General features: G+C 43.6%; 22 protein-coding genes. 13 read left to right on the forward strand and 9 right to left on the reverse strand.

From position 1 onward, the window contains the following. Window positions 1–110: 110 nt before the first annotated feature. The 3 genes from Q8W40_RS15605 (at window position 111) to Q8W40_RS15615 (ending at window position 2,690) form a co-directional block, all read left to right on the forward strand. The gene (locus Q8W40_RS15605; protein WP_126606308.1) at window positions 111–923 is read left to right on the forward strand and encodes an ABC transporter ATP-binding protein; all 813 of its coding nucleotides are present in this window, start codon (window positions 111–113) and stop codon (window positions 921–923) included. A gap of 6 nt (window positions 924–929) precedes the next feature. Further along, on the forward strand, window positions 930–1,697 hold the full coding sequence (locus Q8W40_RS15610; RefSeq protein WP_305398501.1) for a 4'-phosphopantetheinyl transferase family protein: 768 nt from the start codon (window positions 930–932) through the stop codon (window positions 1,695–1,697). Between the two features lie 99 nt (window positions 1,698–1,796). Then, window positions 1,797–2,690, forward strand: a complete 894-nt coding sequence (locus tag Q8W40_RS15615; RefSeq protein WP_305398503.1) for a patatin-like phospholipase family protein — start codon at window positions 1,797–1,799, stop codon at window positions 2,688–2,690. A gap of 87 nt (window positions 2,691–2,777) precedes the next feature. Here Q8W40_RS15615 and Q8W40_RS15620 read toward each other — a convergent pair whose 3' ends face one another. After that, window positions 2,778–3,281: a GNAT family N-acetyltransferase gene (locus tag Q8W40_RS15620; protein ID WP_305398506.1), complete on the reverse strand. Its 504-nt coding sequence runs from the start codon at window positions 3,279–3,281 to the stop codon at window positions 2,778–2,780. 96 nt (window positions 3,282–3,377) lie between these two features. Next, a complete protein-coding gene (locus Q8W40_RS15625; protein WP_305398508.1) occupies window positions 3,378–4,325 on the reverse strand; it encodes an endonuclease/exonuclease/phosphatase family protein in 948 nt (315 codons plus the stop codon). A gap of 110 nt (window positions 4,326–4,435) precedes the next feature. Between Q8W40_RS15625 and Q8W40_RS15630 the strand changes: the two genes are divergently transcribed. The 5 genes from Q8W40_RS15630 to Q8W40_RS15650 all read left to right on the forward strand — a co-directional run bounded on the left by Q8W40_RS15630 (window position 4,436) and on the right by Q8W40_RS15650 (window position 10,298). Then, on the forward strand, window positions 4,436–5,638 hold the full coding sequence (locus tag Q8W40_RS15630; protein WP_305398510.1) for an MFS transporter: 1,203 nt from the start codon (window positions 4,436–4,438) through the stop codon (window positions 5,636–5,638). Between the two features lie 301 nt (window positions 5,639–5,939). Beyond that, window positions 5,940–6,932, forward strand: a complete 993-nt coding sequence (locus Q8W40_RS15635) for an ABC transporter substrate-binding protein (RefSeq protein ID WP_305398512.1) — start codon at window positions 5,940–5,942, stop codon at window positions 6,930–6,932. Between the two features lie 192 nt (window positions 6,933–7,124). Further along, window positions 7,125–8,024 (forward strand): ABC transporter permease, encoded by a 900-nt coding sequence (locus Q8W40_RS15640; protein WP_101109912.1) that lies wholly within the window; start codon window positions 7,125–7,127, stop codon window positions 8,022–8,024. Next, window positions 8,017–9,243 carry a quaternary amine ABC transporter ATP-binding protein gene (locus Q8W40_RS15645; protein WP_305398515.1) on the forward strand — a complete coding sequence of 409 codons (1,227 nt, stop codon included), beginning with the start codon at window positions 8,017–8,019 and terminating at the stop codon, window positions 9,241–9,243. The genes Q8W40_RS15640 and Q8W40_RS15645 overlap by 8 nt, the downstream gene beginning before the upstream one ends. A 173-nt stretch (window positions 9,244–9,416) precedes the next feature. Further along, complete coding sequence (locus Q8W40_RS15650) at window positions 9,417–10,298, forward strand: sensor domain-containing diguanylate cyclase (protein WP_305398517.1); 882 nt, start codon at window positions 9,417–9,419, stop codon at window positions 10,296–10,298. Here the strand turns inward: Q8W40_RS15650 and Q8W40_RS15655 are convergent. Then, window positions 10,293–10,895, reverse strand: coding sequence for a class I SAM-dependent methyltransferase (locus Q8W40_RS15655; RefSeq protein WP_305398519.1), 603 nt, complete (start codon window positions 10,893–10,895; stop codon window positions 10,293–10,295). The genes Q8W40_RS15650 and Q8W40_RS15655 overlap by 6 nt on opposite strands. A gap of 189 nt (window positions 10,896–11,084) precedes the next feature. Between Q8W40_RS15655 and Q8W40_RS15660 the strand changes: the two genes are divergently transcribed. After that, the gene (locus Q8W40_RS15660; RefSeq protein ID WP_305398521.1) at window positions 11,085–11,900 is read left to right on the forward strand and encodes a TauD/TfdA dioxygenase family protein; all 816 of its coding nucleotides are present in this window, start codon (window positions 11,085–11,087) and stop codon (window positions 11,898–11,900) included. A gap of 44 nt (window positions 11,901–11,944) precedes the next feature. Here the strand turns inward: Q8W40_RS15660 and Q8W40_RS15665 are convergent, their stop codons facing one another. The 3 genes from Q8W40_RS15665 to kduI form a co-directional block, all read right to left on the reverse strand. Further along, entirely contained in the window at window positions 11,945–12,787 is an 843-nt protein-coding gene (locus Q8W40_RS15665) for a sensor domain-containing diguanylate cyclase (RefSeq protein WP_305398522.1), read from the reverse strand. Continuing rightward, window positions 12,771–13,469 (reverse strand): hypothetical protein, encoded by a 699-nt coding sequence (locus tag Q8W40_RS15670; RefSeq protein ID WP_305398523.1) that lies wholly within the window; start codon window positions 13,467–13,469, stop codon window positions 12,771–12,773. The genes Q8W40_RS15665 and Q8W40_RS15670 overlap by 17 nt, the downstream gene beginning before the upstream one ends. 358 nt (window positions 13,470–13,827) lie before the next feature. After that, window positions 13,828–14,664 (reverse strand): 5-dehydro-4-deoxy-D-glucuronate isomerase, encoded by an 837-nt coding sequence (gene kduI / locus Q8W40_RS15675; RefSeq protein ID WP_305398525.1) that lies wholly within the window; start codon window positions 14,662–14,664, stop codon window positions 13,828–13,830. 308 nt (window positions 14,665–14,972) lie between these two features. Between kduI and Q8W40_RS15680 the strand changes: the two genes are divergently transcribed. The 3 genes from Q8W40_RS15680 (at window position 14,973) to kduD (ending at window position 18,660) form a co-directional block, all read left to right on the forward strand. Continuing rightward, a complete protein-coding gene (locus Q8W40_RS15680; RefSeq protein WP_305398732.1) occupies window positions 14,973–16,637 on the forward strand; it encodes a SulP family inorganic anion transporter in 1,665 nt (554 codons plus the stop codon). Window positions 16,638–16,658: 21 nt separating this feature from the next. Further along, a complete protein-coding gene (gene galT / locus Q8W40_RS15685) occupies window positions 16,659–17,699 on the forward strand; it encodes a galactose-1-phosphate uridylyltransferase (RefSeq protein WP_370693395.1) in 1,041 nt (346 codons plus the stop codon). Between the two features lie 199 nt (window positions 17,700–17,898). Beyond that, window positions 17,899–18,660, forward strand: a complete 762-nt coding sequence (kduD, locus tag Q8W40_RS15690; RefSeq protein WP_305398527.1) for a 2-dehydro-3-deoxy-D-gluconate 5-dehydrogenase KduD — start codon at window positions 17,899–17,901, stop codon at window positions 18,658–18,660. A gap of 111 nt (window positions 18,661–18,771) precedes the next feature. Here the strand turns inward: kduD and Q8W40_RS15695 are convergent, their stop codons facing one another. Then, a complete protein-coding gene (locus Q8W40_RS15695) occupies window positions 18,772–19,248 on the reverse strand; it encodes a PaaI family thioesterase (protein ID WP_305398529.1) in 477 nt (158 codons plus the stop codon). A gap of 99 nt (window positions 19,249–19,347) precedes the next feature. Between Q8W40_RS15695 and Q8W40_RS15700 the strand changes: the two genes are divergently transcribed. Further along, window positions 19,348–20,232, forward strand: coding sequence for a LysR family transcriptional regulator (locus Q8W40_RS15700; RefSeq protein WP_305398531.1), 885 nt, complete (start codon window positions 19,348–19,350; stop codon window positions 20,230–20,232). A 24-nt stretch (window positions 20,233–20,256) separates the two neighbouring features. On the opposite strand, the gene Q8W40_RS15705 is transcribed toward Q8W40_RS15700, so the two are convergent. Further along, a complete protein-coding gene (locus Q8W40_RS15705) occupies window positions 20,257–21,132 on the reverse strand; it encodes an aldose 1-epimerase (protein ID WP_305398533.1) in 876 nt (291 codons plus the stop codon). After that, entirely contained in the window at window positions 21,132–21,869 is a 738-nt protein-coding gene (locus Q8W40_RS15710; protein ID WP_305398534.1) for an SDR family oxidoreductase, read from the reverse strand. Before Q8W40_RS15710 ends, Q8W40_RS15705 begins: the two co-directional genes overlap by 1 nt. Between the last annotated feature and the right edge of the window lie 3 nt (window positions 21,870–21,872).

The raw sequence follows: 21,872 nt of genomic DNA on the forward strand, positions 1-21,872 counted from the left end.
CGTCGTACATTGGCAATGACACAGTAACAAATCGTTGCGTTTGAGCAGTATTGAGGGGAATATACTCTCAATGCTGCTTTGTTGTTTATATATCGTTAAATCAGGAAGTTATGATCCAAACCACTGCATCTCCATTAAATACGTTGTCTCGACTAAAAGGCGAGAACCTCAAACTCGCCTATGAAAATCGAGTCATTTGCGAAGATCTGGAACTCTGTATTCCAGATGGAAAATTTACAGTGATTGTCGGACCTAATGGATGCGGCAAATCGACATTGCTCAGAAGCTTATGCCGATTGCTCAAACCTTCAGAAGGGCAAGTTTGCCTAGATGGAAAAAACATACAGAAAGTACCAGCAAAAGAGTTGGCTAGAGAATTGGGCTTGCTGCCTCAAAGCTCACAAGCGCCAGATGGTATTCGAGTGGTGGATTTGGTGGCACGTGGTCGATACCCACACCAAAAGTTATTCAAGCAGTGGAGCCCTGACGATCAAGAAGCCGTCTATCAAGCCATGGAGGATACAGGTGTAACCGAATTGGCAGAAAGGCAAGTGGATGAGCTTTCAGGTGGTCAGAAACAACGTGTTTGGATTGCTATGGTGCTGGCACAGAAAACGCCCATCGTATTACTCGATGAACCAACCACATTCTTAGACGTGGCACACCAGATCGACCTTTTAGAGTTATTCAGAAGCCTCAACAGAGAGAAAAACCACACGATTGTTGCTGTTCTGCATGACTTGAACCAAGCCTGCCGATATGCGGATCATTTGATTGCGTTTACTGGTGGAGAAATCGTTGCACAGGGTGAACCCAAATCCTTGATAGATGCTGCGTTAGTAAAACAAGTTTTTGGTTTAGATAGCGTTATTATTGATGACCCAGTAAGTCATACTCCACTGATTGTACCCCTTGGGAAGTAACGTGTTATGTCTTTTCTATCTGAGCTAGAAGTTCGAACACTCGGTCCACAAAAGCTTAGTCCGCAAGAGCTGGGTTCACAAAAGCTTGGTTCACAAAATATTGCCCCACAAAAGATCTGGCAACGTCGGTTTGATGTAAAAGCGTACACTGATCTTGCTCCCCAAGCATTGAACATTGTGTTACCCAAAGAAATGGCGCGCGCCGTACCAAAACGTAAAGCGGAGTTTGTGGCAGGAAGAACCGTGGCGCGAGAAGCCCTTCAAAGTGTCGGCTGCAATTGTGCCGAATTACCCATTGGGGAACATCGAGCCCCCATTTGGCCAAAAGGCTGGATAGGAAGTATTTCACATACAGATGACATGGCGTTAGCGACCATAGGTTTATCGAGTGAAGTGAGTATGCTGGGGTTGGATGTGGAAAACCTGATTGAAGAAACTCAAGTGGACTCGCTTATGCCAATGTTTGTTAGCCCCATAGAACTTGATCTGTTGCCCGCGACAAAGTTGTCACGTCAGGCATTTGCAACATTGGTATTTTCGGCAAAAGAGAGCGTTTTTAAAGCCATTTACCCTTATGTGAAGACTTACCTAGAGTTTACCGACTCTATACTTATCGGTATTGATATGGTCAGAAGGGAAGCACACTTTAAGTTGTGCGCACAAGGCGAAGCCGAATTTGGGCAAGCATTAGAGTTGTGTGTGTATTTCCATTTTGAAGGCAGTAAAGTTTATACCCTCGTATGTGTTCATAGAAATCATCGATTGATTCGATAGAAACTACCGAATTTATACCTATCCCTTACAGCGTTATTCTTTTGATGTCCCTATTCTGCAATTCATTTGCAATCAACAGACTCAAGAAGGTACTTAGGTATGACGGCACAGAAAAACATATCAGGTAATCGAGCCCTTATTGTTGAAGGCGGTGCGATGCGCGGCATATTTGCAAGTGGCGTTTTGGATGCTTTTCTTATCGATAATTTTCAGCCGTATGATTTTGCCATCGGCGTCTCAGCTGGAGCATCCAACCTTATTGGGTATCTTTCTAAATACCCAAAGCGCAGCCAAAGAGTGATTGTGGAATTGGCTACGAAGAAGCGATTTTTCAATCCGACTCGATTCGTTCGAGGAGGTGATTTGGTGGATGTTAAGTGGCTGTGGGAGCAGGCGAATTCACTTTACCCCATCAATGAAAAAACGTTATTTTCCTCTATTCCAATGTTTGCTGCCGTCACCAATGCCATTACAGGCAACGCTGATTATTACAGAGTGAAACCCAGTAATATCGCGCATGTTATGGAAGCGACTTCTGCACTGCCGATTGCCTATCGAACAACGCCGTGCTTTTCTGGAGGATGTTATACCGATGGTGGTGTTGCGGATTCTATCCCTGTTAGAGAAGCGTATAGGCGTGGAGCGCGTGATATTACGGTAATTTTGTCACACCCCTTGTCTTACACCATGCCTGAAATGAAATTCCCTCGATTGATGGATCAGTTGCTTAAACGTTATCCCAATATGGCTGAAGCGATGAAGCAACGCGCTCAAAACTATAATGAGTCGCTAGATTTTATTCGAAATCCCCCTAAAGGCTGTGTTGTTAGAGTCATCGCACCTGATGAGCAATTCAAAGTTGGGCGATTTACGATGAAGCAAAGCGCATTGATGTCTGGGTACGAGAAAGGTGTTGCTGCTGGAAGAACCCATATGGAAAGACTATCTGGTACTTATGGGCTGACAGAAGAGGACTGTCATTTCTGTGTGTAAGATAATGTATAAATACGATCTATCATAAAAGCGGTTGATTGAAAAAAGCGGCGTTTGCCGCTTTTGGAGTCCAGAGTTGAGCTCGGTCTAATTTTTGTGGTTTGGGTTGATTCGAGCCATGTGAAGAACATTGACAAATTCGCCGTCTCGAAACGCGCCATCGACCGCTTCACCCTCCACTTTGAAACCAAATTTTCGATACAAAGCCAACGCAGCCTCGTTATCGCAGTTTACATCCAACTCGATTCGTCTTAGGTTCAGCCATTTGTCGGCCAGATGAATAACGGTTTCAAGCAATTTACTGCCAACACCCATGCCATGATAATCATCATGAATACCTAGCCCGAATCGACCCACGTGCTTTAATCGAGGTCGCTGCATGTGCTCGAAGCCAATATTGCCAACGACTTTTCCATCAACTTCCGCCACATACGTGTATACGTGCTCCGGAATGTTACTAATTCGGTTATGCCACATTTGAGGTGAAGGTAAAGGGAGCTGTAGGGTTTCTCTGTGCGCTTTCGGCTGTGTGTAAATCTCGCACAATGCGTCTACGTCTTTTAATTCTGTCGGTCGGATATTAATGTCCATACTGCTCTCCTTTTTACGCTTGTCAGTTCATTTTTTAGTGTTTTGTTTTATGGGTGAACCTTCAAAATAACGAAAAAAGTTAAGTAAAATCAACGGTTAATTTTTATTATTAATTGAAGCAACAACAATGCCATGATCGCTGCTCATCGAATCTTCATCATAATTTGGTTGAACAAGGTGCTTATCGAGGGTTTTATGCTGGATTGAACAAGAAGAAAACTCTTGGGATAGCAGAATATAATCAAGAATATTTCCTTGCTCACGATAATAATGTGACGGCTTTCTGATAGATGTTGGTGAAGATAGCTGCCAGCTATCAGAAAGGTAGAGCTTATTTTGTTCTACCTGAGTATGTTCTTTTAGTAGCGGCTCAACCAAGCATTGTATTGAAGGGCTGGTCAGGTTCTGATTCATATCACCCATTAAAATCATAGGGCGGTCATACTCTGATTTTATTTGTCTTAACTGGTGGCGCAAAGCCATGGCTTCTTCGTTTCGTTGTTGGCTGGATTTTAATGATCCAATAAACTCATCTGAGTAACGAGAGTAATGGTTTTCTGGGTTTTCTACGTCCATCGGGCGCTGAGATTTCAAATGAACCACAACCACATCGATCGTTCCAAGCGTTGGTGTCTTTATCACAGCGTGAAGTGGCATTCGAGAATAGTTGAATGTTCCGGGTAAACTCAAGGCATATCGTGTTTGCTTATCTATTGTCAAGCCCTTGCTCTGTACGATAGGGTGCTTCGACGCCAGTCCAGTCACTGGCTTGAAATGTACATAATCACTTTCAACATTAGGTTGCTCCACTGTCGTGAAGTTCATAAGAGCGGATGAGTGACAGATTTTTTCCAGTGGTTGTGAGCTGAAAATTTCTTGAAAACCAACGAGGTCTGCTTGAATAGTGAGAAGTTGGTTAGCGGTCCAAATACACTTTTTCTTCCACTCTGAGTCGGTGTAAATGTTATCGAATTCGTAAAACGCGTTAGGCGGTTCGATGAAGTTGAATAAATTAAATGTAGCGACTTTGAACGCATGATTCATGAGCAGTTAAAGGACCTATTTTTAAAAGTGACATGACTTATAACCTAAGGTTAAACTAAATCTAACAATTAGGAATAGCAGAACCTAACCACATCTAATCTAGGCTGAATATGGAACATTCAAATCCGCTCAACGGAAAACCTACTTCATGGAAAACGCCTCATAACTTTCTGATACTTATCTCTATAGTGGTGCCTATAGCTTTCTCGAGCTGGCAGGCACTGCTGAACAATTTTGTAATAGAAAAGGCAAACTTCGATGGCTCCGATATTGGGTTGCTACAAAGCGTGCGTGAAATTCCTGGCTTTCTTGCGTTTACCGCCGTCTTTGTTTTGCTGTTCCTCCGGGAGCAACGCTTCATTATTTTATCTTTGATCATGTTAGCGGTGGGTACTGCTATTACTGGCTTTTTTCCATCGGTAGCGGGTTTACTTTGTACTACGTTGTTGATGTCAATTGGCTTCCATTATTTTGAAACGTTAAAACAATCCTTATCTCTTCAATGGTTAACAAAAGACGAGGCGCCTGAGTTTCTTGGCAAACTTATTTCCATTGGTTCTTTGGCTGCTCTGTGTACCTATGGCGGCTTGTGGGTGGTGCTAGAGCTGATTGAATTGGATTTTAAGTGGGTATATTTGCTTGCTGGTGGCTCTGCCCTCGCGATTGTTATCTTTATTGCAATGTCATTTCCTGAGTTCGAATCTAGAACCCCGCAGAATAAATCTCTGGTGCTTAGAAAGCGTTACTGGCTCTATTATGCCTTGACCTTCATGAGCGGGGCTCGCCGGCAGATATTCGTAGTTTTTGCCGGTTTTCTTATGGTCGAAAAGTTTGGCTATAGTGCAGCAGATATTACGCTGTTGTTTTTGATTAACTATCTATTTAATTGGTTGTTTGCAAAGAAAATAGGTCGATTAATTGGTCAATTTGGCGAGCGTAATGCACTGTTGTTTGAATATGCGGGGCTAATTTGTGTATTCGTCGGGTACGCCTTTGTAGATTCCGCGGAGTGGGCGGCAGCGCTTTACGTTGTTGATCATCTGTTCTTCGCGTTTGCTTTAGCCATTAAGACTTATTTTCAAAAAATTGCCGATCCCGCAGATATGGCTTCGACGGCGGGTGTAGCGTTCACAATCAATCATATTGCCGCCGTTGTGATTCCGGTAACATTCGGCTTTTTGTGGTTGATTTCCCCTGGCAGTGTTTTCTTAGTGGGTGCCGGTATGGCATTGATTTCTGGCGTTCTTTCTTTCAATGTACCGGCCGCTCCGGAAGAGGGTAATGAAGTTCGCTGGGGGCAAAGCTTTTCTTGAGTTCTTTGTTAGTAATAAGATTTTGAAACAAAAAAGCAGCCTCAAATGAGGCTGCTTTTTTGATCCAGAGCATAAAATTTCATGTGCGGGTATATACCTGAAATCATTGGCTATACTTAACATTATATTTCGAGTTCTAATGAATATTTTCTTGGCAAAAGCGAATTTGATTCGGAAGGTACGTATTTAGTAAGGTTTTTTTTGCTGAGTTTCATAATAAATAGTGGTTTAATCTGTTTTTTTGCTTAGTACTCTAAATATTGTTATTTTACGCATCTAGTTAAGAGAGGAAGGAAACTCAATGAAATTTAAAATGACCGCGCTAGCGTTATTGTCTTTAAGTGCTGCATCTACAGCTTATGCTGAAGAATGTGGGGATGTCGCTATTGCCGATATGAATTGGAACTCAGCGAGTCTTATCGCCAATATCGACCGCTTCATACTGGAGCATGGTTACGGATGTGATGCAGAGCTCGTACCTGGTGACACAATGCCAACAGGTACATCCATGATCGAGAAAGGTCAGCCGGATGTCGCTCCAGAGCTTTGGAGTAACAGCCTAAAAACGGCTCTGGATAAAGGGGTAGAAGAAGGGCGTTTACGTTATGCCGGTAAAGCACTAGTAGACGGTGGTGAAGAAGGGTTTTGGGTTCCGTCTTACTTAGTGAAGAAATACCCAGAATTGGCAACAATCGAAGGTGTGAAAAAGCACGCGAAATTGTTTGAACACCCAGAAGATCCAGACAGCTCAGCATTTTACACTTGTCCAGCTGGTTGGAATTGCCAAATTTCATCAGGTCACTTGTTTAACGCTCTAGGGTTAGATAAAGCGAAATTCAGCATTGTTGACCCAGGTTCAGGTGCTGGTCTTTCTGGTTCGATTGCAAAAGCATATGAGCGTGAAGAAGGTTGGTTTGGTTACTACTGGGCACCAACCGCTATTTTGGGTAAATACGATATGGTGAAGGTTGACTTTGGTAGCGGTGTCGATGCGGAGGAATTCGTAAATTGTACAACGTCTGAAGAGTGTGCCGATCCTAAAGTCACCATGTATCCACCTTCTCCTGTTCACACAGTAACAACGGAAGAGTTTGCGTCACGTGCCCCAGCAGCTTATGAATATTTCACTAAGCGTGGTTTCACAAATGCAGACATGAATAGTTTGTTGGCTTGGATGGAAGATAACCAAGCTGATAGTGAAGAAGCGATGACGCACTTCTTAGAAGAGTACCCGCAAATTTGGCATAGCTGGGTATCTAAAGAAGTTGTCGCTAAAGTAGAAAAAGCACTTTAAGCAAATCTTGCCTGAAGCGTTATTTGGATTAGCTTTTGACGTCGGCATCCTTTAATAAGGTAATGTTGGTTTCGGCAGATAATCTAATTTTGCTTAAGCAATATAGGTCTGCATGGCAATGCGGGCCGTACAAAGATGTACATCGGGGCAGTCTAGAAGCGTCTAGCTGCCCCGTATGGTAAAGGAAATATTATGTCTGACAGTAGCTGGTTAACCAGTTTCCCAGAAATGGATCGTGCTGACCTCAGAACGATTCGCAAAACATTAGATGGGGCTTACAAAGAGTTTTCCCGTGAATACGGCGACTTGATTGAAGCTATTTTTGACCCTCTTCTCTCTTTTTTAATCTGGTTTGAAAAACTCCTCATCTCGACCCCATGGTTTGTTGTACTCGCAGTGTGTACAGGGTTGGTCTATCTCGCGAGTCGTTCCTGGAAGTTAACGATAGGGTGTGCTGTTTCACTCTTGCTTATTGGGTATTTCGGCATGTGGGAAAACACCATGCGAACACTCAGTATTATCACCGTCTGTACGGCGCTCGCGATTATAATAGGTATACCGATAGGTATTGCTATGGCACGCTCTAATAAGGTGCAATCGGTCGTCACACCACTTCTTGATGTAATGCAGACGATGCCTGCATTCGTTTACCTCATTCCTGTCGTTATGCTTTTGGGTATCGGTAAAATCCCAGGGCTTATCGCTGTAATTATTTACGCGATCCCGCCGGTAATTAGGCTAACCAATCTCGGTATCCGCCTTGTGGATAGTGAAGTGTTGGAAGCGGCTACAGCCTTTGGTGCTAACCGCTCTCAACGTTTATGGGGAGTACAGCTTCCACTAGCGATGCCAACGATTATGGCCGGTATTAACCAAACGATCATGATGGCACTTTCAATGGTCGTTATCGCTTCCATGATTGGGGTTAAAGGATTGGGGCAACCTGTTCTTAAATCGATTACCAACCAGTACTTTACGTTAGGGCTTTTGAACGGCTTTGCCATTGTTGCCTTAGCCATTTTGTTTGATCGATCTTCACAAGCTTATGCAAAACGTACGCAAGCACACCTAGGAGGGCTTAAGCATGACTAAGCCACTCATCGAAATCAGCGATCTGTCGAAGGTTTTTGGCTCTAACCCGATGTCTGTGGTTAAGCGAGTTGAAAATGGTGATTCAAAAGACGACATTTTAGCGGAAACCGGTCATACCGTTGGTTTAAGAGACATCAACCTTAAGATCAACAAAGGCGAGATATTCGTCATTATGGGGTTATCTGGGTCGGGTAAATCCACACTTATTCGTCACTTCAACCGATTGATTGACCCTACCCAAGGGAAGATCATGGTAGAAGGCATCGATGTGATGAGCTTAGATACTAAAGAATTGGAAGACTTCCGTAGGCATAAAATGTCGATGGTTTTTCAGCGTTTTGGTTTACTGCCTCACAGAACCGTTGTCGATAACGTTGCTTACGGTTTGGAAGTGCAAAAAGTTGATAAGGCACAACGTATCGCTAAAGCCACTGAATGGCTAGAAACCGTTGGCTTAAAAGGGTATGAAAAGCAGTTTCCTGCCCAGCTTTCTGGTGGTCAGCAGCAACGTGTTGGTTTGGCCCGTGCGTTGTGCACGGATGCGGAAATATTGCTGATGGATGAGGCTTTCTCTGCGCTCGATCCATTGATTCGTAGTGAAATGCAAGATCAGCTGATTGAATTGCAAGAAAAGCTGCATAAAACAATCATCTTCATAACGCATGACTTGGATGAGGCACTTCGCCTTGGCGATCGTATCGCGATTCTAAAAGATGGCGTACTGGTTCAAGAAGGGGCACCAGAGGAAATTCTTCTGCACCCAGCAGATGAATACGTTGAAGCCTTTGTAAAAGACGTTAACCGTGCTCGCGCGTTAACCGTGGAAACTGTTATGCAGCCGCCGGCTTATCGTGTTTCAGCCAAAACGATCGAAGAAGCACTCATTCAAATGAAGCAGCTTAAGAATGATTATGCTTACCACGTAACAGATGAAGGTTATCAAGGTTTGTTAACTCAAGAAGGGTTGAAAGACGCTGCCGCTATGAAGGATAGAACCGACATTTGTGAAGAGATTTACGAATCTGTGCCTTCTATATCTCCAGATGCCATTATTGAAGAAGTGCTTCCTGAAACAATGTGTTGTGACTACTCACTGCCGGTTGTTGATGACGAAGGTAATCTGAAGGGAGAATTAGAGCGAAGTGCTGTAGCCGATATTTTTTCAGAATCGTCTGAAGAAAATGTGATTCAAGAACGCAAGTTAGCCGCGAACCTCTAATTGTTCGTTTTGATACATTTAGGATGTTTAGATAGAGCCGACGCATTTGTGTCGGCTTTTTTTCGCTCCTCAAAAATGCAAAAAAATTTTCAATGAACGTAATTATTCCAAATTCCGGTCTATATTTGTATTGATAAGTTTATTATGGAAAGCTTATATAGACGAGGGCGAGGATGTATTCAAATATTTACAAAACAGCCTTAAACACCCTTCCTGATGGTGTCTTGATCACGGACAGTACGCGAGCTGTCATTTATTCGAATGCCCGATTTGCACAAATGTGGGGTATTCCCGACCGAATCATCCAAACTAAAGATGATGATCAAATACTGGATTTTGTGATTGGTCAACTTGAAGATCCCGATGCATTTATTTCTGAAGTTAACCGGCTTTACGACTCACTTGAAGATTCACAAGACTTCCTAAAGTTCAAAAATGGCAGAACGTTTATGCGTCGCAGCCAACCCTATGAAGATGACAATATGGGGCAAGGACGAATCTGGGTATTTTCCGATGTCAGTAAACTTTTGGAATTAGATCAAATCGCCTATGTAGATTCCCTAACGGGGCTGCACAACCGAAGGATGCTGGATGAAATGAGCCAAAGTTTGTTTGATCGCTTTCTGCAGTCGAAGAAGTCGTCTTGTATTGTTTTGTTCGATTTGGATGGATTTAAAGAAATTAACGATAATTTTGGGCACCAAACGGGTGACAAGCTTTTGTGGCTTTTGGCTAAAGCGATAGATGAAACATTACGATCGAAAGATATCGCTTTTCGCCACGGTGGGGATGAATTTTGCCTTGTGCTTAAGGCAACCGGTGTCGCAAGCGTAGAAGGCGTGATGCAAAGACTTTACAAAGCGTTTGAACAGTTGCAAAAAGAAACGCTAAACCTTCCAAGTCCAATCAGTTTTTCAGGCGGATGCGTTTGTTTTGACGCTAAAGACAATTCCCCAAGAGACGCACTAGCGCGCGCCGACGTTCTTCTTTATCAGGCCAAAAAGCAAGGTAAAGGTAAAATCATTTATGGAGACTGCGTACGCTGCGCGTCATGACTTTCTTAGAATAATGGTGAAATCTTCTTCCATGTAATCGTCAATCACTTGTACCTCATCGGTCAGTTGGCGACATATTGAAATAACATCGCTCAGATTGTGTGCTTTGAGTAGCCGATCTTCTCGAAAGTAGTCGCTATTTAACAGGTTGAACCCAAACGCTTCGTTGCTCGCTCTAAATCCAGCATGTATGGCTTTTTGAAGATAATTTTTGTCGCTGCTTTGGTAGTTGAGTGAACCTGAAGCAATGGATATATCGTGCTTTGGCAGCTTCATTTGGGAAAAATTACCGTGCTGGAAGTGCATGGTGTTACTTGCTTCTAGTTTAGCTTGTTTAATAAAGCTCTTGTGAAAGTCGACGCCCGTATAGTGCTTTAAGCGTTGCTTTACGTTTAGAAAGTGGGCAAGGTCGCCATAACCACATCCCAAGTCCAGAACAGACTTGTTTTGAAAGTCTAATTCGCGTTCAAACACGGTAAACCGGGTAAATTGCGATTGTTCACTACTCCATCCCAAAATCCTTGCAGGATCATGATGCCATTGCTTTTCACGATCTGAGTGATAAAAATAAACATTTAAGCGTTCAAGAAAATTCACGTTTGTCCGGTCTAGTATTGTAAGTGAATTGTTTACCCCCGTTGCAAACAGGGTGGCAGTGCTAAGCCAATCTACGCGAGCCAATGGATCTGGTGTAGGTTAGGGGTATCCTAGCACTCCGATAATCTTAGGGTATAGCTGTTTTTATCCTGTACGGCAACAAGGAAATTTAAGGAAACGAATCGTCAAATGATTGAAATAGAACCTCTTACACCGCACATTGGCGCGAGAATTCATGGTTTAACACTGTCTCAATGCAGTGATGCTGAATTTGAAGCCTTGTATCAAGCATTCTTGCAGCATCAAGTTGTCTTTCTAGAAAATCAAACGTTATCACCAGAGCAGCATTTAAATTTGGCAGCACGCTTTGGAGAGCTAGAGCCTGTTCATCCATTTTTTCCAAACGTTGCAAGCCACCCCCAAGTGAGTGTAATAGAGACAACGAAAGGCAATGCACCTTTCGAGAGCCTTTGGCATACCGACCTTACATGGAGAAAACGTCCGTCTAAATGCTCTTTGCTGCATGCCCAGCACCTTCCACAATGCGGTGGAGATACCATTTGGTGTTCCATGAGCGCGGTATATGAATCATTGAGTTTGGATCTAAGGCAAAAGTTGAAATCGCTTACAGCGACGCATTCCTTGGTAGCTTTTGAAGATATTGATCCTGATCTTGTTGAGTTGGATTGGCATAAAGACGTGGTGAAAACCTCTGAAGAAAATCCACCTGTCAATCACCCTGTTGTCGCAACCCACCCTGAAACAGGTAAAGAGACTCTCTACATTAATGAGCAGTTTACACGCTCTATAAATGAACTCGACCGCATTGAAAGCCAAGCGCTCCTAAATGAATTGTTTTCAGTCGCAAGACAACCTGAGTTTCAGGTGCGATTTAAATGGAGCAATAACGCAATGGCGATTTGGGACAACCGAATTACTCAGCATTATGCTGTGATTGATTATGGTGATACGCCGAGGAAGCTACACCGAGTGACGGTGATTTGATACTCTCAATTGCTGAGTTAATGCCACCTCTTTTGAGCAGAATGTTAAAGTGAGCGGTTAGTCACGCGATTTTTTCCTTTAGTTTTTGATTCATACAATGCGTTGTCTGCGGCTTCAAAAAGCGTTTGGTAAGTTATGTTATTGGGTGTGCTTACATGAATCATTCCTATGCTCAACGTTAGCTTATCGGCATCAAGTATATTTTGTTGAACGAAGTTACTTCTTAGTCGTTCTGCAAATTTGCAAGCATCTTGAGGCGATATTTCTGGACATAGTATGGCAAATTCATCGCCACCCCAGCGTCCAATGACATCATATTCACGGGTGTAGGTTTTCAAGAATATTGCTGTCTCACGGAGAGCCAAATCGCCTGCCGAATGTCCCATATTGTCGTTTATCCACTTAAAGTTGTCCAAGTCAATCATCAGAAGCGCTATTGGATGATTCACCCTTTGAGCCCGGTTTATTTCTTTTTGTGTGGACTGATCAAAAAAACGTCGATTGTGTAGCCCTGTTAAATCATCAAGTTCTGCACATTTCTTAAGAGTATTATAGGCTTCCATGTCTCTAAAAATGCACACAGTGCGTTGTTTACCTCTTATTTCGCCAGTGGACATCGTCACCTTGAGATCTAAGTTATTGCCTCTATTATTTTTCCCTGTAAGAGAAAGAATAGTGGGCAATACATTCTCGGTATGCTGTGGTTGAACATTTTGCAAGTGGAGTGTTTTGAAATCTACGTGGTGTTCTTTTGGAATCAGATCATAGATTGATAGCTGGTTGATCTGTTTGCGTGAATACTGAAATAGCTTACAAGCTTTTTTATTGGTATTCAGGATGTGCCCATTAGGTTCCACGTATACTATTGCATCAGGAGACAAATCCATAATGTGTGTCAGTTCTTTTGCTTTCTTTTGCTTTCGTTTGCTGTTGCTTAATTAATCGGATAATAAAGATACTAACTACGATACTTATGGGGACAAAGCCTAAGCTAAATAACCATATATAAATGCCTAGTAGATTGAGGTGCTGTTTTGTTGTTTGATTGATTTCTAATATTGGTTCGTGAATTAATTGACGTAAGTGGGAAAGTGCCATGCCTGCTTCACGATCATCGACTTTAACAAACTCATCCAATTCGCTGATACTCAGATCTTGGTTAAGCGATCTCGCAGATTTGATCTTTTGGTAATAGGTATCTAGGGTTTCTTCCAATATGTGGATTTGAGAAATCAAGCTAGGGTTATGACTTGCTTGCTTAAATTCTTTTATGGCTTGTGTTGCTTGTTTATAGGACTCTTCTGCGCTGAGGTAGTACCAATCATCTTGTCGGATAACATAGTTTTTCAAATGATGGATAAACCCCAAATACCCTGTTAACCTTTCGATTTCTGTAAGTTTGTTTGACAGATTGAAGTAGGTAGCGGATTTGGAAAGAGTGATATCCTCAAGCTTTCTTAAATATAAGCTTTGTTCGTAAGCAAGAAAAATAGTGGATAGGTTTAAACAAATAGAAATTAATATGACTATTGCTAATGTGCTTTTTGCTCGTTCTACTTTAATCTTCATGTACTTACCCTGATTGTTTAGGGTTTGGTGTAAAAACATAACGCTACGTTACGAATAAAATATGAGCATTAATGCTTATTAGCAAGTATAGAATAGATACAGATAATTAAACCTCAGTTTCCATGAACATCTGGAAGGTATTATACAAACTATGATAGTGCTCGGATTTTTACTCAATGAGCGTGGTCAGCTTTTGAGATAAGCGTGAAGAACGTGTTAAGCCTGAAAGAATTCATTTAGCTAAAACAAAAAATGCCGATGATTTCATCGGCAAAGGCAAGGTATAACACGTTACAACTTACAGCTAAGGCTGCCCAATTTTTGAGGGGACGAAAACGGGCAGCAACAGGAAAAATGCTTATCTAATATCTTCTACAGCGATGTGGTCCATATCGGTGAACGTTTGGTTTTCTCCGACCATGCCCCAAATGAACGTATAAGCTTGCGTGCCCACACCAGAATGGATTGACCAACTCGGTGAAATTACCGCTTGCTCATTGTGAACCAGCATGTGACGTGTTTCTTGTGGCTCACCCATAAAGTGGAAAACAGCCGCGTCTTTATCCATGTTGAAGTAGAAGTACACTTCCATACGACGGTCGTGAGTATGGCACGGCATCGTATTCCACAAGCTATTCTCTTCAAGTTTTGTTAAACCCATGAGTAGCTGACACGTTGGAAGCACATCCGGCACAATGTATTTGTAAATGGTACGTTTGTTACTGGTTGCAGCGTCACCTAGCGTTACTGGAGCCGCTTCTTCTAGCGTTACTTTTTTGTTTGGGTAATGCGTGTGTGCTGGCGCGCAGTTGTAGTAAAACTTCGCTGGGTTCGCAGCATCTGTACTAGAAAAAGTAACTTCTTTTGCGCCTTGCCCAATGTACAACGCTTCTTGGTGGTTAATATTGTAGCTTTCACCATCAACAACAATCACGCCATCGCCACCTACGTTGATTAAGCCCAACTCTCTACGCTGAAGAAAGTAGTCCACACCGATTTGTTCGCCTAAAGCCGGATCGAGTACCACCTCTTGACCGACAGGTTGAACACCGCCAAAAATAATTCTGTCGATGTGGCTGTAGGTCATCGTCAATTGATCCGCCACGAAGATGTTTTCAACTAAAAACTCGTCACGCAACTGCTGTGTTCCTAGTGTTTTCGCGTGTTCACTGTGAATAGCTTGACGTACTTCCATTCTCTACTTCTCTCTTGTTTCGATTGAAAGGAAGGCAATACCTCCCTAGAAGAACGCCACCTTATCACTGACCTATCCGAGAATAAATTTTTGAAACGCTATTTTATAATCGCCGTCACATAATTTAACTTGTTTAATAAAAATAAATGAAACAGCTTTTTAAAAATGTTGTTGGTATGGTTTTTCTTCGTATAATGAGCGAAAAGAAGCCTACGCTCTGGATGGAAAACTCCGATGACGAGAAAGGCACTCTATGGATTTTTTTGGGCAAGTTCTGCCAGAACGAAAATGAAGCAGCGAGAGCGAAAATGAGAAATTTGGCTTGGTTAATTCAGAAGTGTTGCCCGTTCTTAAAATGGGGGGAGGGAGTTTCACTCTCTACACTTAAAGCAGATTTTTGGGCTGGCTTAACGGGAGCCATCATCGTACTCCCACAGGGCGTCGCGTATGCCATGATTGCAGGGCTTCCACCAGAATATGGTCTTTATACCGCGATTATCCCTGCCATCATTGCTGCGTTGTTTGGATCTTCTCATCACCTTATCTCAGGTCCGACGGCGGCGCTTTCTGTCATTGTATTCACCACCATTAGTCAGTTTGCTGCACCTGGTAGTGCGCTATATATCCAGTTGGCTATCACGCTCACGCTGTGTGCTGGCATTCTTCAGTTGGCGTTTGGGTTACTTCGTTTTGGGGCGGTGGTCAATTTTGTCTCACATTCGGTTGTACTAGGCTTTACCGCCGGTGCGGCTGTGGTCATCAGCGCTAGCCAAATCAAGCATCTACTTGGGCTGAATTACGCGTCTGGCACAACTGCGATTGAAAATCTCACACTTGGCATTCAGCACGCTCCTGATTTTCATTTAGCGTCTTTGCTTATTGGTATTGTTACCATTTTAACGTGTGTGGTTTTGAAGGAGCTGTGGTCCAAGCTCCCGCATATGCTTATCGCGATACTCGTCTCCATGGGGCTAGCGTATAGCATGAACAACGCGGGGTTCGAAATTCAGCTGGTGGGTGAGGTGTCATCTGGGCTACCAGTCTTTTCTGTCCCAAATTTAAGTAATGTACCCTTCGAGTCTATGCTGAGCGGTATTGTGGCAGTTGCCCTACTGGGGTTGGTAGAAGCCATATCCATTGCCCGCTCGGTAGCACTAAAATCCAAACAGCACATAGACAGCAACCAAGAATTCATCGGGCAGGGGCTATCCAATATAGCAGGATCATTCTTCGCCTGTTACGTGTCGTCCGGTTCATTTACCAGAAGTGGGGTTAACTTCAGTAGCGGAGCGAAAACGCCACTGGCCGCCGTTTTTGCGGGTCTCTTCCTAGCAGTCATTATGGTCTTTTTTGCTCAATACGCCGCTTATATTCCTATTGCAGGTATGGCGGGCATTCTATTGGTTGTGGCGTTCAATCTCATTGATGTCCCCCATATAACCGATATCATCCGCCACGACAAAAAAGAAGCGATTGTTTTGCTGCTTACTTGTATTGCTGCGATGACAATGCATTTGGAATTGTCCATTTACGTAGGTGTTGGAGCATCGTTATTCTTCTATCTACGCCGAACATCGCGCCCCGTTGTCGACTATTTGGATAACGACGATCTTGCCATGGACAGAGACATGTCTGGCTTGGTGCAAGTTGTTCGTATCAACGGATCCATATTTTTTGGCAGCGTTCAGCACCTTCACAGTGAGCTGCAAAGTATCTCAGCGCCTAACGTCATCATTTTAGGAAGAGGAATCAATTTTATTGATCACCTAGGCGTTAGGATGCTCGCGGAATTTTCTCAATCATCGGGGAAACAAGTCTTCTTTTGTCGTTTCAAAAATGCGCCGCGTGAGCACCTCCTTAAAGGGGACAAGGTGTTCAATGAACGGCAGTTTTACCCAAGTTTGACTCGATTAACATCTGAATTCTCATCAATTATTAACCCGTCTCATCGAAAGAAGCAGGTTCACATTTAAATGGAAGCAGTAATGAGCGATATGTTCTCCGAATTTGATGCTACCGAGCATCCGCACCGACGATTTAACCCGCTAACGCAAGAGTGGGTGTTGGTTTCTCCTCATCGCGCCAAGCGCCCATGGCAAGGTCAGCAAGAGGAACAAACTAAGGAAGTGTTGCCGAGTTATGAGGCAGAGTGCTTTCTTTGTCCAACCAACGTTCGCATAAGTGGTGACAAGAACCCAGATTACACAGGAACGTTTGTATTTCAGAACGATTTTGCGGCGTTAACACAAGCCGTACCTTTCGCCGATACGACAAGCGATCCGCTATTTAAATTGCAAAGCGCAACGGGAGAGAGCCGAGTCATTTGCTTCTCGCCAGACCACAGTAAAACGCTGCCAGAGCTTCCAGTAACAGCGATTGAAAAAATCATTGATACGTGGAACGAACAACTTGGAGAGCTAGGAAAAACCTACGCTTGGGTACAAGTTTTTGAGAACAAAGGCGCCACGATGGGGTGCTCTCAGCCGCATCCACATGGTCAAGTTTGGGCGAACAGTTTCATTCCAACTCATGTAGCGAAAAAGGATCAATCGCAGCGCGAGTATTTCACCCAATATGGTTCCGTGATGCTTCATGATTATGTTCAGCGTGAACTGATTTCAAAGGAACGCATTGTCGTTGAAACCGAGCACTGGGTGGGGTTAGTCCCTTACTGGGCTGCGTGGCCATTTGAAACCATGTTATTGCCAAAGGCCATAACCCACCGTCTTACGGCTATTTCTCAAGAACAAAAAGAAGATTTGGCGATAGCGATAAAAGCGCTGACTAGTCGATACGACAACTTGTTCCAGTGCTCGTTTCCCTATTCGATGGGGTGGCACGGCGCACCTGAACAATCTGAAAACCCTGAGCACTGGCAAGTTCATGCCCTGTTTTATCCCCCGTTACTGCGAAGTGAATCGGTAAGAAAATTCATGGTTGGGTACGAAATGATGGGCGAAAGCCAACGCGATTTAACGCCAGAACAAGCGGCGGAAAAACTAAGAGCGGTGAGCGCAACGCATTATTTAGCCTGAGCAGAGACTGCTTGGTGTGGAACCTAAGAGCTCTAATTTATTTGATAGAGAAACATTAAAAATTTAATCACATATCCGTTAATTATATTTTTTTGCCTAAAAACTCGAATGAAACGTTGTTTCAATATGAATTCTTCCAAATTCATTTGTTTTTATGAATGTATGAGAATCGGATAACTATAACAATAGGAAGAAGAACATGGTGTTAGATACCTTTAACCTGAAAGGAAAAGTTGCCCTAGTCACTGGCTGTAATACAGGTTTAGGACAAGGTATGGCAGTTGCACTGGCTCAAGCAGGCTGCGATATAGTTGGCGTCAATTACTCTGATCCAGAAGACACACCTTCGCTTGTTGAAGCGACAGGTCAGAACTTTTACTCAATCATTGCCGATCTTAGCAACAGCGATGTGATTGCTCAGGTCGTTGATAAAGCCATAAGCATGGCAGGTCGAATTGATGTTCTGGTGAACAATGCGGGCATCATTCGCCGTGCAGACGCGCTAGAGTTTTCAGAGAAAGACTGGGATGACGTAATGAACCTCAACATCAAGAGCGTTTTCTTTATGTCTCAGGCAGTTGCCAAGCAATTTATCGCTCAGGGTGACGGCGGAAAAATCATCAACATTGCTTCGATGCTTTCTTTCCAAGGCGGTATTCGCGTGCCATCTTACACGGCTTCAAAAAGTGCGGTAATGGGGGTGACCAAGCTTCTAGCGAATGAATGGGCATCGCAAGGCATTAATGTTAACGCGATTGCACCGGGCTACATGGCAACCAATAATACGGCGGCATTACGTGCGGATCAGAAAAGAAACCAGGAAATACTAGAGCGAATTCCAGCTCAGCGCTGGGGTCTACCAAAAGATTTGGCAGGACCTGCTGTATTTCTTGCATCGCCAGCATCTGATTATGTAAACGGGTACACGATTGCTGTGGATGGTGGCTGGTTAGCGCGATAATCAAAATCACACGCAGCCTAAGCCTGGGTCAATGCTCAGGCTTTTCAACATAAGGAAACCTTAAAAGTACTTAATTGAGATAACCTGTTAGGCAGTCAACTGGAACAAAGGTTATCTACCCACCGCAGAATCTCCACGCAGAGTCATGACTGTACTGGATGCAAGAGCAACCACCTGACCATCTAAACGATAGATTTGACATTGATAGTGGCTTATCGTTTTACCCAGCCTTACAGGGCAAGCCTTGGCTGTTAGTACCGATTTCCAAACCGGACAGAAGAACTTTATTTGCAGATCGATACTTGTGAATGATTCACCTGAGTCAATCGCTGTTGAATGAGCTGTCCCTATAGCCGCGTCGGCGAGCTCACTCAGAACCCCCCCATGTACAGTACCTTGTTGATTTCCATGGATGCTAGGGTCTGCGTCTACTTCTATTGCTGCGTGACCCTTGTCAATATCGATAATTCGGAAGCCTAAAAACGTTGATATAGCTGTAGGATATTGCAATTCAGTGGTCACATTAGAAGACAATTTACCTTCAATATGCTGTTGTAGAAATTGCAAAGTAGGAAGTACGGTTGTCATAAACACGCCTTGTTTTATTGAGCATATACCTAACAAAATATCAATTCTTATAATATAGTGATATTCAATTGTTTCTCTTGGTTGTTATAGGAAATTTCTATGTTGAAAATTCAGCACTTGAGATTTTTAGTCTCAGTTGTCGATTATGGTAGCGCCATTAAAGCCTCGGAACGGCTATACGTCTCCCAGCCTTCAATCTCTGCCGGACTAAAGGCTTTGGAAGACGAATTGGGAGGCGCATTGTTTGACAGAAGTGGACCAGCTAATCGACCATTACGCTTAACCCCAAAAGGGCAAAATTTTTATCGTCGAGCGATTGAGATCCTGAATCAATGCGAATCTGCTCAAGCAGAATTTGCTGGTAACTCTAACCAGACATCAAAGTGGATATTGGGTGTCCTTGATACACTTTCTCAGGATGTCGTTGTTAAGGCACTTCGAACGTTTGAGCGTGGTGAACCCGATACCAGAATCGACATATGGGAAGGTTCAGCAACTAAAATTGAAAGCTGGTTTGCAAAGAAACGCGTAGACATGATTTTAGGCAATGTGGGCAGCTTAATGCCGAATGAAAAATTGCTTTGGAGAGAACCATTAGTTGCGGTAGTCGCCCCCGACCACCCTTGTGCAGGAACGACCAATGTCATTTCAATCCGAGACCTCACCCAGTTCCCTTTTATCCATCGTACCAATTGTGAATTAGATCAAATTGGCAGAGCGAGGCTTAAAGCAGAAGGTGTTAAGTTGAACATTCATGCTAGGGCAGAGCGCGAAAGCTTGGCGTTTGAGTTAATAAGAAATAGCCATAATATGACTCTGGCACCCCAAAATCTTGTACCTGAAAACCTCACCAGTATAAGAGTTTCAGGGCTAAATATTGAAAGAAGCATCGGTTTGAGATGGCAGGAGAATACACCCATTCAGGTCACTTCTGCACTTTCTGAATCCATTGTAAAAATTATCGGGGAGCCTATCGGCATTTAATCATATGGGACTGAATGGGCTTTTCTATTTTATCGGCGACAAGCGAATCGACATTTCCGCCGAAATACTTTCTCCGTTCGATAACGTCACCAATCCCGGAAAGCTTCGCTGATTATGTGCATCTACTGGATGACTGACGGGCTCTAAACATAGAAACTCAGCACTCTGATCAGGGGAATAAAGAATAAGGTAAGACAACAGATCTGACCCCGTCACCCGAATCGAAAGCCCGTCTTCCGGTTGCACAATGGTGGCGACGCCATTCCATTCGGTATATGCATTATTGATTAGGTGATCTGGCACTGTCCTGAACTCATTAAAACTCCAGTTAGCAGCTTCAACCAAGCTCAGGTGTTTAGTGGGCAGATGCTCTTCGTCCTCCATCCATATTCCTAGCGCCTCGAAATAGACTTCCGTTCCTTCATGCCGGTAGAACCATGGGTGAAAACCCATTCCAAATGGTAAAGGCTTACTGCCTCTGTTGGTCACCTTAAGCTCGCAGTTAAGGGTGTTGTCTTGAATCGAATACTTGAGCTCAGCGTCGTAATCAAAAGGAGGAAAAGACGCGTTATCTAGGCGATAAAAAATTTGAGACTCGCTTTGTGACACCAGATCCCATTCGGATTGCCAGGCGTTTCCGTGAAGAGGGTAGGGTTCGGCTTGCACGTTTCTGTTCACTGGGTGTTTAACGCCTTCGAACTCAAAACCGCCTTTCGATATTCGGTTCGAGAAAGGAGCTAACACATACATGCCATTGGCGTTGGTTTTGCTACTCTGGGACTGGTCGGAATACAAAAACGGTACCCACTGCTCATTCATTTTTGCCTCACCTTTGGTGATTGCAGCGCCATGCTGAGCTGAGCACTCTATTCGCAGGAACTCATTTTCCAAATATTCCATCAGGACCACCCACCGTCTAAGCCAATATTTTGTCCAGTCATCATACTCGCACAATCGGAACACAAAAAAGCGACCAAATGTGCGACAGACTCCGGATGGATGCGGGTTTTTAAACATTGTCTGTCGAGTACCCAATCGCTGTATTCCTGCGCTTTATGACCAAATACCCGCGCTTCTGCTTCTGAAACGATGGCTCCAGGTGCAACGGCATTCACTGTGATGCCAAATTCCCCTAGCTCACGAGCAAGAGATTTAGTTAGCCCGAGTAACGCGCCTTTGGATGCCACATAGGGCACATAGCCTTCAACTTGTCCGTTCAAAGTAATGGAAGTGAAATTGATGATTCTTCCCCAACGGTTCGCCTTCATATGGGGAATCACGCTGGAAAGTAAGGCAAAGGCAGCGGAAGAATTGATTCGGATCTGGCTTTCGTATTCTTCCATAGAAAAGTCTTCAAACGGACGATTGATGATCAGTGCTGCATTGTTGATTAGGATATCCACGCCACCCAGTTTTGCGATGTAATCAGACACGGTTTCTTGTGATTCTTGCAGCTGGCTCAAATCGCAGGGAATAGGCGTGACATTTGGGCTTGCTGGCGATTGAGCGGCGACAAGCTCTGGCAAATCCAATGCTAATACGTGCGCGCCCAACTCTGTAAGCTGTTTGGTTTGCGCTTGCCCGAGTGTTCCTAAAGCCCCTGTCAGCAAAACGCGTTTTCCTTGTAATGAAATCATGGT

It is taken from the genome of Vibrio penaeicida, assembly GCF_030689305.1.
Classification (GTDB): domain Bacteria; phylum Pseudomonadota; class Gammaproteobacteria; order Enterobacterales; family Vibrionaceae; genus Vibrio; species Vibrio penaeicida_B.

What these genes read in the sequence shown, in the direction of transcription:
- Q8W40_RS15605 (WP_126606308.1), top strand. Translation starts at nt 111, where the DNA reads ATGATCCAAACCACTGCATCTCCATTAAATACGTTGTCTCGACTAAAA.
- Q8W40_RS15610 (WP_305398501.1), top strand. Translation starts at nt 930, where the DNA reads ATGTCTTTTCTATCTGAGCTAGAAGTTCGAACACTCGGTCCACAAAAG.
- Q8W40_RS15615 (WP_305398503.1), top strand. Translation starts at nt 1,797, where the DNA reads ATGACGGCACAGAAAAACATATCAGGTAATCGAGCCCTTATTGTTGAA.
- Q8W40_RS15620 (WP_305398506.1), bottom strand. Translation starts at nt 3,281, where the DNA reads ATGGACATTAATATCCGACCGACAGAATTAAAAGACGTAGACGCATTG.
- Q8W40_RS15625 (WP_305398508.1), bottom strand. Translation starts at nt 4,325, where the DNA reads ATGAATCATGCGTTCAAAGTCGCTACATTTAATTTATTCAACTTCATC.
- Q8W40_RS15630 (WP_305398510.1), top strand. Translation starts at nt 4,436, where the DNA reads ATGGAACATTCAAATCCGCTCAACGGAAAACCTACTTCATGGAAAACG.
- Q8W40_RS15635 (WP_305398512.1), top strand. Translation starts at nt 5,940, where the DNA reads ATGAAATTTAAAATGACCGCGCTAGCGTTATTGTCTTTAAGTGCTGCA.
- Q8W40_RS15640 (WP_101109912.1), top strand. Translation starts at nt 7,125, where the DNA reads ATGTCTGACAGTAGCTGGTTAACCAGTTTCCCAGAAATGGATCGTGCT.
- Q8W40_RS15645 (WP_305398515.1), top strand. Translation starts at nt 8,017, where the DNA reads ATGACTAAGCCACTCATCGAAATCAGCGATCTGTCGAAGGTTTTTGGC.
- Q8W40_RS15650 (WP_305398517.1), top strand. Translation starts at nt 9,417, where the DNA reads ATGTATTCAAATATTTACAAAACAGCCTTAAACACCCTTCCTGATGGT.
- Q8W40_RS15660 (WP_305398521.1), top strand. Translation starts at nt 11,085, where the DNA reads ATGATTGAAATAGAACCTCTTACACCGCACATTGGCGCGAGAATTCAT.
- Q8W40_RS15665 (WP_305398522.1), bottom strand. Translation starts at nt 12,787, where the DNA reads ATGGATTTGTCTCCTGATGCAATAGTATACGTGGAACCTAATGGGCAC.
- Q8W40_RS15670 (WP_305398523.1), bottom strand. Translation starts at nt 13,469, where the DNA reads ATGAAGATTAAAGTAGAACGAGCAAAAAGCACATTAGCAATAGTCATA.
- kduI (WP_305398525.1), bottom strand. Translation starts at nt 14,664, where the DNA reads ATGGAAGTACGTCAAGCTATTCACAGTGAACACGCGAAAACACTAGGA.
- Q8W40_RS15680 (WP_305398732.1), top strand. Translation starts at nt 14,973, where the DNA reads ATGAGAAATTTGGCTTGGTTAATTCAGAAGTGTTGCCCGTTCTTAAAA.
- galT (WP_370693395.1), top strand. Translation starts at nt 16,659, where the DNA reads ATGTTCTCCGAATTTGATGCTACCGAGCATCCGCACCGACGATTTAAC.
- kduD (WP_305398527.1), top strand. Translation starts at nt 17,899, where the DNA reads ATGGTGTTAGATACCTTTAACCTGAAAGGAAAAGTTGCCCTAGTCACT.
- Q8W40_RS15695 (WP_305398529.1), bottom strand. Translation starts at nt 19,248, where the DNA reads ATGACAACCGTACTTCCTACTTTGCAATTTCTACAACAGCATATTGAA.
- Q8W40_RS15700 (WP_305398531.1), top strand. Translation starts at nt 19,348, where the DNA reads ATGTTGAAAATTCAGCACTTGAGATTTTTAGTCTCAGTTGTCGATTAT.
- Q8W40_RS15705 (WP_305398533.1), bottom strand. Translation starts at nt 21,132, where the DNA reads ATGGAATATTTGGAAAATGAGTTCCTGCGAATAGAGTGCTCAGCTCAG.
- Q8W40_RS15710 (WP_305398534.1), bottom strand. Translation starts at nt 21,869, where the DNA reads ATGATTTCATTACAAGGAAAACGCGTTTTGCTGACAGGGGCTTTAGGA.